Raw genomic sequence first — 13484 nt, forward strand, 5'->3', positions numbered from 1 at the left:
GCGGCCTTGCCGGGCGCCGCGCGGCCTCAACCGCGCGGCCTCAACGGCGCGGCCTCAACCGCGCAGGTCGACCATGCAGAAGACCTTGTCGTAGCGCCGTTCGCCGACGGCCACGAAGTCGGGGAGCCGGCCGTACTCGGTGAACCCGAGGCTGCGGTACAGGTGCAGGGCGTTCGCGTTGTCGCCGCGGGCGTCGAGGGTCAGCACCTCGACGCCGGCCGCGCGGGCGTCCGCGACCAGCGCGGTCACCAGCGCCCGGCCCACGCCGCGCCCCTGCGTGGCGGGGTCGACCGCGACCTTCTCCAGGTCGGCGTGCGGCCGGTGCGTCGGCCGGGAGTAGCGGGTCCAGTAGCCGAGGCCGACCAACCGCCCGTCGAGGACGGCCACGCGCAGCGCGGCGTCACCCGCCCGGACGTCCGCCGTGACGCCGGCGAGCAGCGCGCTCACCTCCTCGCGCGAGGGCGGCTCGACCCAGCCCAAGGCAGCGCCACCGCGCACCAGCTCCGCGAGGAGCCGGTGCGCGGCGTCGGCCCAGGAGGCGGGCAGCTCGTCAAGCGCGAGAACGGTGAGGTCAGCGGCGGCGTCCATGTCCGCGAGCCTAGCCGCGGCCGCATCGCAGACGGGGACAGGGACGGGTACGGGTACGTACGGGTACGGTCAGGCCACCGCCGGGGTGTAGTGCGCGGCCTCGTCGCCCTCGACGACGTAGCTGTGCTGCCCGTCCACGCCGACCGGCACGTCACCGGCGACGGTGACGCGGTGCAGCAGGCGCGGCAGGTCCCCGTAGTCGTCCGGGGCGTAGTGCTGGGTGGCGCGGTTGTCGAAGAGCACCACGTCGCCCGGGTTCCAGGCGATGCGGACGACGTTCTCGGGCCGGGTCACGTAGGACTGAAGCAGGCGCAACAGCTCCTGCGACTGCTCGCTGTCGAAGCCGAGCAGGGTCCGGGCGAAGCCGCCGACGAAGAGGCCGCGCCGGCCGGTCTCCGGGTGCACCCGGACGACGGGGTGGGCGGTGCGGTACTTCCGGGAGGTGAACTGCTTGCGCCGCTCGGCCGCGCGGTCGTCGCGCGGGACGGCGTAGTCGTAGTCGTTGGTGTGGACGGCCCAGGCCCGGTCGGCGAAGGCGCGCAGCGGCTCCGGCAGGTCCTCGTAGGCGGCCTGGGAGTTCGCGATCAGCGTGTTGCCGCCGTAGGGCGGGACGACGATGCTGCGCAGCGTCGACGCCTTGGGTGGGGTGCGGACGAAGGTGACGTCGGTGTGCCAGCGGTTGGCACGCTGGCCGGCCTCACCGTCGACGGGAAGGACGTTGGGCTGCCCGTCCGCCGCGGGGACGGTCGGGTGCGCGGTGGTCAACTCGCCGAAGAGCGAGGCGAAGCGCAGCTGGCCCGCGTCGTCGAGGTGCTGGTCGCGGAAGACCAGCGCCTTGTGGTCGAGCAGGGCGGTGTTGAGCTCGCCGACGAGCGCGGGGTCGAGCTCCCGGGTCAGGTCGACGCCGAGGATCTCGGCCCCGATCCGGCCGCCGATGCGGCGGACGTCGAATCCGGTGCTGGTGGACATGGTGGTTCCTCTCAGACGGCGGTGACGGCGGTACGCGGGTGGGTGAACTGGTTGGCGGGACGCGGCAGGCCGTAGTGATCGCGCAGGGTGCTGCCGGTGTACTCGGTGCGGAACAGCCCCCGGTTCTGCAGGATCGGGACGACCTGGTCGACGAAGTCGGCGAGGCCGGTCGGCAGGATCGGCGGCATGATGTTGAAGCCGTCGGCCGCGCCCTGCTCGAACCAGTGCTGGAGCTGGTCGGCGATCTGCTCGGGCGTACCCGCGTAGACGCGGTGGCCCCGGCCGCCGCCGAGGCGGGCGATGAGCTGCCGCAGCGTCAGTCCCTCACGCCGGGCCAGCTCCGCGACGAGCGCGAAGCGACTCTTGTTGCCGTTGATGTCGCTCTCCTCGGGCAGCTCCGGCAGCGGCCCGTCCAACGGAAGGCCGGTCAGATCGACACCGACCATGCCGGAGAGCTGCGCCAGCCCGTACTCCGGCACCTGGAGCTCGGTGAGCTCCTCCAGCAGCGCCTGGGCCTCGGCCTCGGTGCCGCCGATGACCGGGCAGATGCCCGGCAGCACGAGCAGTGCGTCCTCGCTCCGCCCGTGGCGGGCGAGCCGGCCCTTGAGGTCGGCGTAGAAGGCCTGCCCGTCCGCGAGCGTCTGCTGTGCGGTGAAGACGGCCTCGGCGTGGCGGGCGGCGAACTCCTTGCCGTCCTCCGAGGAGCCGGCCTGTACCAGCAGCGGATAGCCCTGGGGCGAACGCGGCACGTTGAGCGGGCCCTGGACCTGGAACCACTCCCCGGCGTGGTCGATCGCACGGACCTTCTCGACGTCGGCGTAGTGGCCGCGCTCGCGGTCGACCAGCCGGGCGTCGTCCTCCCAGCTGTCCCAGAGCTTGGTGACCACCTCGACGAACTCCGTCGCGCGCTCGTAGCGCAGCGCATGGGCGAGGTGCTCCTCGCGGTTGAAGTTGCGGGCCTCGTTGACGGAGCCCGAGGTGACGATGTTCCACCCGGCCCGACCGCCGCTCAGGTGGTCCAGGGAGGCGAAGGCGCGGGCGGTGTGGAAGGGCTCGTTGAAAGTGGTGGAGACGGTCGCGATCAGCCCCACGTGCTCGGTCGCGCCGGCGAGGGCGGAGAGCAGCGTCAGCGGCTCGAAGCCGCCGAGGGCGTTGTAGCGGACCTGCCCCCACAGGGCGAGCCCGTCGGCCAGGAAGACCGAGTCCAGCCGGCCGCGTTCGGCGGTGCGCACCAGCTCGCGCCAGTAGCCGAGTTCGGTGGCGCGCTCGGGTCGGCTGAGGGGGTGCCGCCAGGCGGCGTCGTGGTGGCCGGCGTTCATCAGGAAGGCGTTGAGATGCAGTTGACGTTTGGCCTCGGGTGCGGCGGGCGGTGTCATCGGGTCTCTCCTCAGGCGGCGTTGACGGGGATGCGCCAGGCGCCGAGGCGGCGTTCGGCGGCGACGAGCAGCTGGTTGACGAGCACGCCGATCACGGCGATGGTCACGATCCCCGCGTACATGTCCGGGATCGCGAAGTTGAACTGCGCGGAGTTGATCAGGAAGCCCAGCCCCGCCTTGGCGCCGACCATCTCGGCGGCGACCAGCACCAGGATCGAGATGGCCCCGGCGAGGCGGATGCCGGTGAAGATCGTCGGCACGGCCGCCGGGAGGATGACCTTCTGGAACAGGCGCAGCGGGGAGAGGTCCATCGAGCGGGCGAGCCGCAGCAGGGTCGGGTCGACCTCGCGGACCGCACTGATGGTGTTGAGCAGGATCGGCCAGGTGCAGGCGTAGAGGACGATGGCGATCTTCGACGTCTCGCCGATGCCGAGCAGCAGGATGAACACCGGCAGCAGCGCGAGCGCGGCGGTGTTGCGGAACAGCTCCAGCAGCGGCCCGAGCAGCGCGGCGAGCGGGCGGTACCACCCGATGAGCAGTCCGAGCGGGACGGCGAGCAGCACGGCCAGGCCGAAGCCGCTCAGCGAACGGACGAGGCTGGCTTCGGTGTTGGCCCAGAGCTGCCCGTTCAGAGCGAGGGTCCACCAGTCCTCCATGACGACGGAGAACGGCGGCAGGAACGTCGCGTCGACCAACCCGGCCCGAGGCGCGACCTCCCACAGCACCAGCAGCGCGACGATCGCGACGGACTTGGTCACCACCCGCAGCAGCAGCCGCCCGAAGCGCGCGCCCCAGGGCCGCGCTGCGGTCGGGGCCGAGGCCGGAGACACCACGGCACTCCCCGTCCCGTCCTGGACGCCCGCCCCCGCCTCCGGCGGGGTCGGCTCGGCGGACGGCTCGTCCGGGGCGGCCGACGCCACCGTCCCCTCTCGCGCCCTCTCTCGCGCTCCCACTCCCGCTCCCGCCGGAGCCGGTACGGGCGGGTCGTCCTGGGGGCGGGTGTCGGTCGAGGTGGTGATGCTCATGCGGCTGCCCTCTCCTTCTCCAGGCGTTGGGCCAGCGCGACCTCGTCGCGCAGCAGAGTCCAGATCTCGTGCCGGTGGCGGGCGAACTCGGGGCTGGAGCGCAGGTCGTCCACCTCGTGGCGGCCCGCGCCCAGCGCGATCGGCACGACGTGCTTGACGCGGCCCGGCCGCGAGGTCAGCACTGCGACGCGCTGTCCCAGGTGGACGGCCTCGTCGATGCCGTGGGTGATGAAGACGACCGTCTTGCCCGTGCGCTCCCAGATCCGCAGCAGCTCGTCCTGGAGCGTCTCGCGCGTCTGCGCGTCCAGCGCGGCGAAAGGCTCGTCCATCAGCAGCACGTCGGGGTCGTAGGCGAGGCTGCGGGCGATCGCCACGCGCTGCCGCATGCCGCCGGAGAGCTCGTGCGGGTGCCGGTCCTCGAACCCGGCCAGGCCCACCAGCTCCAGGAACTCCCGGGCCTTCACGGCCCGTTCGCGACGCGGGACGCCCGTGGCCTCCAGACCGAACTCGACGTTGCCGCGCGCCGTGCGCCACGGCAGCAGCGCGTACTGCTGGAAGACGATGCCCCGGTCCAGTCCGGGACCGGTCACCGGCGCGCCGTCCAGCAGGACGCGTCCGCTGGACGGGCGGGTCAGCCCGCCGAGCAGGTCCAGCAGGGTGGACTTGCCGCAGCCGCTCGGCCCCACCACGACCAGGAACTCCCCGGCCGCGATCTCCAGGTCCACCCCGTCCAGGGCGAGGAGATCGGCCGCGCCGCCCCGCCCGGGGAAGACCTTGCCGACACCCTCGAACGCGATCTTGGCCGTCATGCCGTCAACTCCCCGACCGGTAGGCGTTGTACTGGTTGGTGTAGAGCGAGGCCGCGGTGACGCTGCCCTTCGGGACGGTGCCACGGCCGGCGAGCCAGTCGAGCCAGAGCTGGAACTCGGCGTCGGTGATCCGGCCGCCGGTCTCGGCGACGCCGAAGGACTGGAAGTACTTCAGCGGGGTCGCGTTCTCGTTGCGTCCGCGCTTGTGGACGATGTCGGTCATCCGCGCCACCACCTGCTCGCGCGGGGTGGTCCGGGCCCACTCGATGGCCATGGCCGTGCCGGTCACGAACGTCCTTGCGGTGTCCGGGTTCTGGCGCAGGAACCGCTCGGTCATCACGTAGGTGCCGGCGCTGAACGCGCCGAGCAACTGGTAGTCGGTGAACAGCGGCCGGATGCCACCCGTCGCCAGGGCCTTGTCGCGCAGCACGCCGCCGAGGACGGCGACCTCGATCTGCTTCTGCCGCAACGCCTGCTCGGTACTGACCGGCGGCAGCACCACCGGCTCGACCTGCGCGATCTCGGCGGGGCTCAGCCCCTGGCGCTTGAGGTAGATGTCGAGCATCGCCTCGTCGTGCGCACCCAGGGTGTTGACGCCGACCTTGGCGCCGATCAGGTCCCGTCCGGAGCGGATCGGACTGTCCTGGCGGACGTAGAAGCCGTTGTAGGAGTAGCGGTCGACGCCGTAGTAGCTGATCACGGCCTTCACGGGCGCGTGCTGCGCCGCCAGCTTGACCACCGCGCCGTTGAACGCGCCGCCGAAGTCGACCTGCCCGGTGGCAGCGGACTGGATGTCCTGCGGACCGCTGATGGTGTCGCCCACCCAGTCCAGCGTCACGTCGCCGAAGTAGCCCAGATCCTGCGCCAGTTCGGGCAAGAGCACCTGCCCGGCCCAGCCCTGGTAGCGCAGCTTCTTCGTCTGCCCGCCACCCCCCGACCCCGCCGCGGCGGCGGCGCCGCACCCGGCCAGCGTGACAGCGGCGGCGGAGCCGCCAAGGAGGGCGAGAAACCGGCGTCTGGAGGCGGAGGTGACGGAGGCAGGCATGGCAAAGAACCCCTTCACTGGGCGGGAATGCGGGCAGGCAGAAATTCACGACGGGAAACAGGAATGTAATCCGACGCAACACCGTGCAATGATCGGCGGCCCGGAAAACAAGAAAAGCCGCGCACGGGACACACGTGCGCGGCGAACGAAAAGCCAGCTCAGCCAGGATCGACTAGCGGCCGGATCGGTTCACCGACCGGCGGCACAGAGGGCGCTGGCGTCGCGCCGGAGATCGACGTGACGGCGCAGCGCGAAATTCGCGGACTGGCTCATGGACGAAATCCTGACAGGAATTCACTCGGTACGTCAATACGTCAATTCAGAGAACTGATCAGATCGCGTGTGATGTCGGTGAGCGTCACCGCTGTCGGCGCAGAGGTCGCGCTGCCGTCCATGGCCCGGGCGATCCCGAAGTCGATCAGCACCGGTCCGTCGGGAGACAGCATCACAGCCCGTACACGGACTACGAAGTCTCCTCGTCGGCCTGGTGCGCACGGCCCTGCGCCGTGAGCGCGGACAGTGCGGCGAGGTGGTCCTCGAAGGCGCGGCGGCCCTTGACCGTCAGCGAGAGCCAGGTGCGGGGACGGCGCCCGACGTGGCCCTTGCGGACGCGGACGTAGCCGGCCTCCTCCAGGGCGACGGCCGCCTTGGACAGGGTGGGTGCGGCGATCTGACAGGACTCGGAGACGGTGGCGAAGTCCGCCTCGCCGCAACCGGCCAGGAAGGCGGCCAGTTTGAGCTTGGGCAGGGTGCCGAACGTCTCGTCCGGGAGCGGGGGCTGGTCGGCTTTTCTCATTCCGGGCGGGTCCATCCGACGAGCCGGTACCAGTTCTCGGCACCGGCGATCAGACCGAAAGTGATGATCCCCCAACCCGAGCTGCCGAGCAGGAAGCAGACCCCGCCGACCCCGAGGGCCGCGATCAGGAACCAGCGGGACGCGCGCCGCCGGAACTGCGTCGTCGGGGTCTCCCCGAGCGGGACGAGACCACCGCGACGCCAACGGCGCACCAGGGCCACGTACATGGCCAGATGGGCGACCACCAGGACGATCCCGGCGATCCCGAACACCTGGGCGGCGCCGTGGTCGCCCCCGCTCAGGTTGGACACTCCGATCGCGGCCATGGCCAGTGCGAAGGTACCCCCGGCGTAGGGCGGGAACCAGGCGGGGACACGTGGGGGCGCGGCGGAACGGCGCGTTTCGGCGGCGATCCGCAGGGCCTCTTCGGGAATCAACTCAGCTGCCATGCTCGAAGGCTAGCATTCAGTTTCCAAAAGGAAAGTACTTTCTTTGCATCAGGTCAGGATCCGGGCGTCCGCATGCCCTGGCGGATGCGGGTGGCCAGCCAGAGATCGAAGCGGTCGTCCCCGTCGTCGAGGCTGCGGCTGGTCAGGCGCATGGCCTTGTCCACCCGGTTGCGGACGGTGTGCCGGTGGACCGCGAGGCGGCGGGAGGTCTCGTCCCAGGAGCCGCCGGTGTCCAGCCAGGTGGCCAGGGTGCGCACCAGTTCCCCTCCCGGGTCGGCGGCGTCCAGGGGGCCCAGCACGGAGTCGGCGTAGCCGCGCAGTGCGCGGCGGTCGCCGAACTCCAGCAGCAGGCGCGCGGAGCGCGCCTCGCGTGCCTCGACGGGGTGTCCCAGGGCGCGGCTGACCGCGACGAGGGCGCGGGCCTGCCGCAGCGACCCCCCGGCGGCCTCCGGCGGCACCGCCGGCCCGATCCCCGCGGCCGCCCCGGGCGCGAAGCGCGCCAGCACGTCGCGCAGATCCACCTCGTCCCCGACCACCCCCTCCACCAGCCCGTCCCTCACCCGCACGAGCCCTCCGGGCACAGCCAGCGCGAGATCCGCAGCCAACTCAGCCGCGCTGTCGCTCCCACCCCGCCCCACCTGTCCCCTTGCCCCGCCCGAGCCCCCGCTCCCGGCGTCCACGCCCGGCGCGGACGCAACCCCGCCCCGCGCGCCCGCGGCAGCCCCCGGGCCCTCGGCCCAAGGCTCACCCTCGCCCGTCACGCCCGCCCCTGGCGCGAGGGAAGCGGCTGCCGGCGGGGAGGGGTCCAGGGCGACCGTGCGGACCGTGTCGCTGGTGAGGCCAGGAGGAGGCACGATGAGCGACCAGCCCATCGGCCCGATCGACGCCACCCGCGTCCCCCGCTACGCCGGCCCCGCCACGTTCGCGCGACTGCCCCGCACCGACGAGGTCGACCACGTCGACGTCGCCGTCGTCGGCGTCCCGTTCGACAGCGGCGTCAGCTACCGCCCCGGCGCCCGATTCGGCCCCGCCCACGTGCGTGCCTCCTCCAAGCTGCTGCGCCCGTACCACCCGGCGCTGGACGTCTCCCCGTTCGCGGCCCAGCAGGTCGCCGACGCGGGCGACATCGCGGTGAACCCGTTCGACATCACCGAGGCGATGAAGACGGTGGAGCTGGCCGCGCGGGAGCTCGGCGCGGGCGGCACCAAACTGCTGACCATCGGCGGCGACCACACCATCGCCCTGCCGCTGCTGCGCGCGGTCGCGGCCGAGCACGGCCCGGTCGCGGTCGTCCACTTCGATGCCCACCTCGACACCTGGGACACCTACTTCGGCGAGCCGACCACCCATGGGACGCCGTTCCGCCGCGCGTCGGAGGAGGGTCTGCTCGACCAGGAGCGCTGCCTCCACGTCGGCATCCGCGGCCCGCTCTACTCGCGCGAGGACCTGCGCGAGGACGGCGTCCTCGGCTTCCAGGTGGTCCACGCGGACGACTACCAGGACGCGACCGTCGCCTCGGTCGTCGAACGGATGCGGCGCCGCCTGGGCGAGGGCCCCGTCTACGTCTCCATCGACATCGACGTCCTCGACCCGGCCCACGCCCCGGGCACCGGCACGCCCGAGGCCGGTGGCCTGACCAGCCGCGAACTGCTGCACACGCTGCGGGGCCTGGTCGGGCTGGACATCGTGGGCGCGGACATCGTCGAGGTCGCCCCGGCCTACGACCACGCGGAGCTGACGGGCATCGCGGCAGCGCACGTCGCCTACGAGCTGCTCTCGGTCCTGGCCAGGAACCGACAGTAGCGGCCGGGGAGTCGGCTACGGTCCCCTGGTGACCCACGCCGACTCCCCCTCCTGCGACGCCCCCGCCTATGAGGCCGTGGCCGAGCGCTACGCCCAACAGTTCCACGACTCCCTGCGCGAACGCCCGTTGGAGCGCGCCTTGCTGGGCGCGTTCGCGGAGCTGGTCCGCCTGGGCGGGAACGGGGAGGTCGGCGATCTGGGCTGCGGCCCCGGGTACGTCACCGCCCATCTGCACGGGCTCGGACTGCGCGCGTTCGGCGTCGACACCTCGCCCGCGATGATCGCGCTGGCCCGCGTCGCCTACCCGGAGCTGCGGTTCGAGGTGGGTTCGATGGCCGCGCTCGACCTCCCGGACGGCGGGCTCGGCGGCATCCTGGCGCGGTTCTCGGTCATCCACCTCCCGCCGCGCGATCTCCGCTCCGTACTGGCGGAGTTCGCCCGGGTGCTGGCCCCTGGCGGGCACCTGCTGATCAGCTGCTACGCCACCGACGCCGACGCGGCCGCCCCCACGCAGTCCTTCGACCACTCTGTTGCCACGGCCCACCGCTGGTCGCCGGACCACCTGTCGGCGCTGCTGCGCGAGGCCGGGTTGGACGAGACGGCCCGGGTGCTCGTCGAACCGAAGCCGACGGACCGCAGACCGTTCCGGGAGCTCCAGTTGCTCGCGGCGAAGCGCGTGACTTGAACCTTGTGCAAGTTCTTGTGCAAGTTCTCGCGCGGCATGTCCTATCGTGGGCGCCATGCCGCGCGACACCCTCACCCGGGACCAGATCGTCCGGGCCGCCATCGCCCTCCTCGACGAGGAGGGGCTGGAGGGCCTCAACATGCGTGCCCTGGGCAAGCGCCTCGGCTCGGCGGCGACCGCGGTCTACTGGCACGTCGGCAGCAAGGACAACCTGATCTCCCTCGCCGGCGACCGGGTCTGGGCCGAACTGACGCTGCCGGACGCCGCTCCCGGGCCGGACGGCTGGCGCGAGGCGGCCGAGGCGACGGCCGTCGGCGTGCACGGGATGCTGGCCCGGCACCCCTGGCTCGTCCAGGCCTTCGGCGCGCACCTGATGTTCGGGCCCGGCAAGGCCCGGCACGACGACCACATCCTCGGCCTGTACGAGGGCGCGGGCTTCACGCCCGCCGAGGCGGACCAGGCCGCGGCGGCGGTGCTGACCTTCGTCCTCGGCAACGCTCTCGGCCCTGCGGCCGCAGCCGCGCTGTCCCGGAAGCTCGCCCGCGACGGCGCGGACTCGCAGGCCCAGCTCGCGGAGGGCATGGCCCGGGCCCGCGAGGTCGCCTCCCGGTACCCGCGCCTACGGGCCCGCCTCGACGCCCCGGACGCCGCCACCCACGGCGCGGACTACGGCTCCGCCCCGGACCACACCTTCGCCTTCGGCCTCCACGCCCTCCTCGACGGCCTCACCGCCCACCTCGCCTCCAAGCGATAGCCCCTGCCGGAGGCGGCGCCGTCGCGGCGTCCCCTCCCCGCCGGAGGCGGCCCCGCTTGCACCGCCCCCGCCACCGGATCCCTCTTCGCCCCTCTCCATCCCCTCCCCTCTCCCCGCCGGAGGCGGCCCCGCTTGCACCGCCCCCGCCACCGGAGGAGCGTCGGAGGCAGGAACCCAGACACGACAGGAATGGGGGCCGGTCATGCACGTACGCACCACCTACGTGACGGGCGATCCGGGAAAGATCGACCAAGCCCTGGACGGGCTGCTGGTGGAGGCCGTCAAGCTGCTCTCCGACCAGCCGGGCTACCGGGGCTACGGGCTCTTCGCCGACCGTGAGCTCGGCAAGATCGCGATGGGCAGCTGGTGGGAGACCCTGGAGGACTCCGCCGCCAGCAACCAGCACCTGCAGCAACGACGCGCCGAGCTCCTCGCGCCCTTCGCGTCATCCCTCTCGATCATGACCTTCGAGGTCCTGGCCTTCACGCCGAACCCGCAGGTCGAGGCGGGCGCGGGCTTCCGGCTCGGCCGCTTCCAGATCCCGCCGGACAAGCTGGACCGGATGGCCGAGCTGTTCCGGACGGTGGGGCTGCCCTCCTTCGAGGGGACGCCGGGCTTCGCAGGCGGCTCCCTCCTCGCCGACCGGCGCACCGGCATGGGCTCGGTCGGGACCCTGTGGGCCACCCGGGACGCCCTCGTCGCGTCCCGGGGCGCGCAGTCCGCCGCCCGGGCGCGGGCAACCTCGGACGTGCCCATGAACGTCATCGCCCTGGAGGAGTTCGAGGTGGTCCTGCTGGACCGCCGCGACTGACTCGCGACGACAGACCGTGGAGGCCCGGACGGGAACGACCGTCCGCCTCCTACCAGGCGGTCTACAAGCCGCTGCTGGTCGTCGACCAGTCCTACCTGGACGCGGGCCGAAGCGAGGTCACCGCCAAGTACGGCTCCTTCGACGCCTACCTGCACCAGGGCCTCGGTCTCTCCGACGGCGACCTTCGCTGGCTCAAGGCGGAGCTGCTCGTCGGCTGAGCCATCGGACGTTCGGCAAAAGATAATTGATCCCCCCTCAAGTGGATCTTGTGGACTACCGTGCGACACGGGTACCACACAGCATCCAAGGGGGATCTCCTCGTGCGAACGAGAACACTGCTCGAAACGGCGGCCGTCGCCACCGTCGCCGGCCTCGTCGGCATGGCGGCGGCGCCGGTCGCCGGGGCCAGCACCGCGGCGACGCTGCCGTTGACGGCCGCAAAGCTGCAAGCCATGGTGGTCGACCAGGTCCACCGGCACGTCTTCCTCAGTGACGGCGCGAACGTCTACGTCACCGACTTCTCCGGGACCCTGGTGGCCACCGTCGCGGAGCCCGGCGCGGGGGCCATGGCGCTGTCGCCCGACAGCGGCGCCCTGTACGTGGCGCTCAACGGCAACCTGAACCCGGCGGACACGGTTCCGTACACCCAGATCGTCACGGTCGACACCACCTCGTTCGCCCCGACCGGGACGAGGAACACCGGCATGACCGAGCCGGGCCGGACCAGCATGGTGCAGATCGGCGGCAAGCTCTGGTTCAACGCCGGTCTGCTGACCTCGGCGGGCTGGAAGACGGGCATCGGCGTCTACGACCCCAGCACGCCGTCGATGGGCAACGTCTTCACCCCGACCACCGTCCCGGCCGACCTGCTGAGCGTCAACCCGGCGGCGCCCGGCGTGCTGGTCGTGGCCGGGGCCCCGGCCACGGCGGGCGCGCCGAACATCGGCGTCTACGACGTCTCCAACGGCACCCTGCCCTACCAGCCGACCGCCGCGGCCTCCGTGCCGGACGTGGGCGCCCCGAGGGGGCGGAGCGCGGCCCTCGCGGTCAGCGCGGACGGGCGGCAGATCGTGCTCGCCGACGGAGACGTGCTGCGCACGAGCGACCTCACCTCCGTCGGCCGGTACCTGTCCCCGGTCGTGAACGGAGCCCTGACGAGCGTCTGGCTGGCGCCTGACGGAACCGTCGCGTTCGCCGGCCCCGCGCCGACCGCCGCCGGCCAGGTGCCCGGCGTGGACCTGTTCGTCTTCGCACCCGGCGCCTCCCACCCGTTGAACACCTACGCGTTCCCCTCCTCCGTCACCGCGGGCGCGCTCTCCGGCGAGGGTGTGGCCTGGGACCCGGACGGAAGCCGGATCTTCACCCTCGTCCTGGACGCCTCGGGCGACGCCGGGACGCTGGGGGCACTCGACTCCCCGGAGGTCGCGGCGACCGCGATCGCGCTGTCGGCGCCGGCCCAGGACACGCTCGGCCAGGCCCTCACCGCGCACGGCACCCTCGGCTCCGGTGCCGCGCTCGCGCCCGGCACCACCGTCACCGTCACCCGCTCCGACGCCGCGAGCCCGGCCGGGACCACGGTGGCGACCGTTCCTGTCGCCGCGGACGGCTCCTTCTCGTTCACGGACACCCCGCCGGTCGCCGGTGCGGCGACCTACACGGCCCAGTACGCGGGCGACGCCGCGCACAAGCCGACGACCACGTCCGCGACGGTGCAGGTCAACCGCCTGTCGACGACGCTCACGGTGACGACCGACGCCGCGGCCTACGCCTACGGCGGCTGGGCCACGGTCACCGCGCACCTCGGCACGACCCCCACCGGCCGCACCGTCTCGCTCTACGCCCAGCCCTACGGCGGCGCCCGCACCCTGGTGGCGACCGGCACCGTGGACGCCCGGGGCGACCTGACCGCCCGCTACCGCGCCTGGCGCACCACCACGTTGACCGCCGTCTTCGCGGGCGACGACCGCTACGCACCGGCGACGGCCACCCGGCAGATCGCGGACCGGGTGAGCCTGGCGGAGGCACTGAAGGGCTACTACCGTTCCGTCAGGTACGGCAGCATCTGGGTCCGCGACTACCACCACTCCGCGAAGCCGGTGCTGACCGCCTCGGTCACCCCGAAGAAGCCCGGCCAGTGCATGGTCTTCGACCTGGAGCGCTACGACGGCGGAGCCTGGCACAACCTGGGCGCAACGCCGTGCATCAAGATCAACGCCGCCGGGACGGCCTCGATCACGGTGGTCCGCACCATGCCGACGGGCCTCTACCGGATCGACGCCGCCTACCTGGCGGCCCGCACGGACCCGTCCAACGCGAGCACCCCCGGCGCCTGGCAGTTCTTCGCGATCACGAACTGACCACCCCGGCCTCGCAC

General features: G+C 72.5%; 15 protein-coding genes. 6 read left to right on the forward strand and 9 right to left on the reverse strand.

Annotated features, from left to right (window positions below):
- Positions 1-54 precede the first annotated feature (54 nt).
- The 9 genes from ABH931_RS00165 to ABH931_RS00205 all read right to left on the reverse strand — a co-directional run bounded on the left by ABH931_RS00165 (position 55) and on the right by ABH931_RS00205 (position 7623).
- Entirely contained in the window at positions 55-588 is a 534-nt protein-coding gene (locus tag ABH931_RS00165) for an N-acetyltransferase family protein (protein WP_370108591.1), read from the reverse strand.
- Between the two features lie 69 nt (positions 589-657).
- Positions 658-1557, reverse strand: coding sequence for a TauD/TfdA dioxygenase family protein (locus ABH931_RS00170; RefSeq protein WP_370108593.1), 900 nt, complete (start codon positions 1555-1557; stop codon positions 658-660).
- Positions 1558-1568: 11 nt separating this feature from the next.
- Positions 1569-2933, reverse strand: coding sequence for an LLM class flavin-dependent oxidoreductase (locus ABH931_RS00175; protein WP_370108595.1), 1365 nt, complete (start codon positions 2931-2933; stop codon positions 1569-1571).
- An 11-nt stretch (positions 2934-2944) separates the two neighbouring features.
- The gene (locus ABH931_RS00180) at positions 2945-3958 is read right to left on the reverse strand and encodes an ABC transporter permease subunit (protein WP_370108597.1); all 1014 of its coding nucleotides are present in this window, start codon (positions 3956-3958) and stop codon (positions 2945-2947) included.
- Complete coding sequence (locus ABH931_RS00185; RefSeq protein WP_370108599.1) at positions 3955-4767, reverse strand: ABC transporter ATP-binding protein; 813 nt, start codon at positions 4765-4767, stop codon at positions 3955-3957. Before ABH931_RS00185 ends, ABH931_RS00180 begins: the two co-directional genes overlap by 4 nt.
- A gap of 4 nt (positions 4768-4771) precedes the next feature.
- Entirely contained in the window at positions 4772-5812 is a 1041-nt protein-coding gene (locus ABH931_RS00190; protein WP_370108600.1) for an ABC transporter substrate-binding protein, read from the reverse strand.
- A 463-nt stretch (positions 5813-6275) separates the two neighbouring features.
- Positions 6276-6608: a transcriptional regulator gene (locus tag ABH931_RS00195; RefSeq protein ID WP_370108602.1), complete on the reverse strand. Its 333-nt coding sequence runs from the start codon at positions 6606-6608 to the stop codon at positions 6276-6278.
- A complete protein-coding gene (locus ABH931_RS00200) occupies positions 6605-7057 on the reverse strand; it encodes a hypothetical protein (RefSeq protein ID WP_370108604.1) in 453 nt (150 codons plus the stop codon). The genes ABH931_RS00195 and ABH931_RS00200 overlap by 4 nt, the downstream gene beginning before the upstream one ends.
- A 53-nt stretch (positions 7058-7110) precedes the next feature.
- On the reverse strand, positions 7111-7623 hold the full coding sequence (locus ABH931_RS00205) for a PucR family transcriptional regulator (protein ID WP_370108605.1): 513 nt from the start codon (positions 7621-7623) through the stop codon (positions 7111-7113).
- Between the two features lie 289 nt (positions 7624-7912).
- Between ABH931_RS00205 and speB the strand changes: the two genes are divergently transcribed.
- The 6 genes from speB (at position 7913) to ABH931_RS00235 (ending at position 13467) form a co-directional block, all read left to right on the forward strand.
- A complete protein-coding gene (gene speB / locus ABH931_RS00210) occupies positions 7913-8860 on the forward strand; it encodes an agmatinase (protein ID WP_370108607.1) in 948 nt (315 codons plus the stop codon).
- Positions 8861-8885: 25 nt separating this feature from the next.
- Positions 8886-9545, forward strand: a complete 660-nt coding sequence (locus ABH931_RS00215; protein WP_370109437.1) for a class I SAM-dependent methyltransferase — start codon at positions 8886-8888, stop codon at positions 9543-9545.
- A 55-nt stretch (positions 9546-9600) separates the two neighbouring features.
- A complete protein-coding gene (locus ABH931_RS00220) occupies positions 9601-10299 on the forward strand; it encodes a TetR/AcrR family transcriptional regulator (RefSeq protein WP_370108609.1) in 699 nt (232 codons plus the stop codon).
- A 202-nt stretch (positions 10300-10501) separates the two neighbouring features.
- A complete protein-coding gene (locus tag ABH931_RS00225; protein WP_370108611.1) occupies positions 10502-11110 on the forward strand; it encodes an antibiotic biosynthesis monooxygenase in 609 nt (202 codons plus the stop codon).
- Entirely contained in the window at positions 11107-11328 is a 222-nt protein-coding gene (locus tag ABH931_RS00230; RefSeq protein ID WP_370109439.1) for a tyrosine-protein phosphatase, read from the forward strand. The genes ABH931_RS00225 and ABH931_RS00230 overlap by 4 nt, the downstream gene beginning before the upstream one ends.
- A 102-nt stretch (positions 11329-11430) precedes the next feature.
- A complete protein-coding gene (locus tag ABH931_RS00235; protein ID WP_370108613.1) occupies positions 11431-13467 on the forward strand; it encodes an Ig-like domain-containing protein in 2037 nt (678 codons plus the stop codon).
- Positions 13468-13484 lie beyond the last annotated feature (17 nt).

Source organism: Streptacidiphilus sp. MAP12-33 (assembly GCF_041261265.1).
GTDB lineage: Bacteria > Actinomycetota > Actinomycetes > Streptomycetales > Streptomycetaceae > Streptacidiphilus.

Coding starts and splice junctions, on each gene's coding strand:
- ABH931_RS00185 (WP_370108599.1), bottom strand. CDS start 4,767: ATGACGGCCAAGATCGCGTTCGAGGGTGTCGGCAAGGTCTTCCCCGGG.
- ABH931_RS00180 (WP_370108597.1), bottom strand. CDS start 3,958: ATGAGCATCACCACCTCGACCGACACCCGCCCCCAGGACGACCCGCCC.
- ABH931_RS00165 (WP_370108591.1), bottom strand. CDS start 588: ATGGACGCCGCCGCTGACCTCACCGTTCTCGCGCTTGACGAGCTGCCC.
- ABH931_RS00195 (WP_370108602.1), bottom strand. CDS start 6,608: ATGAGAAAAGCCGACCAGCCCCCGCTCCCGGACGAGACGTTCGGCACC.
- ABH931_RS00170 (WP_370108593.1), bottom strand. CDS start 1,557: ATGTCCACCAGCACCGGATTCGACGTCCGCCGCATCGGCGGCCGGATC.
- ABH931_RS00220 (WP_370108609.1), top strand. CDS start 9,601: ATGCCGCGCGACACCCTCACCCGGGACCAGATCGTCCGGGCCGCCATC.
- ABH931_RS00200 (WP_370108604.1), bottom strand. CDS start 7,057: ATGGCAGCTGAGTTGATTCCCGAAGAGGCCCTGCGGATCGCCGCCGAA.
- ABH931_RS00225 (WP_370108611.1), top strand. CDS start 10,502: ATGCACGTACGCACCACCTACGTGACGGGCGATCCGGGAAAGATCGAC.
- ABH931_RS00190 (WP_370108600.1), bottom strand. CDS start 5,812: ATGCCTGCCTCCGTCACCTCCGCCTCCAGACGCCGGTTTCTCGCCCTC.
- speB (WP_370108607.1), top strand. CDS start 7,913: ATGAGCGACCAGCCCATCGGCCCGATCGACGCCACCCGCGTCCCCCGC.
- ABH931_RS00175 (WP_370108595.1), bottom strand. CDS start 2,933: ATGACACCGCCCGCCGCACCCGAGGCCAAACGTCAACTGCATCTCAAC.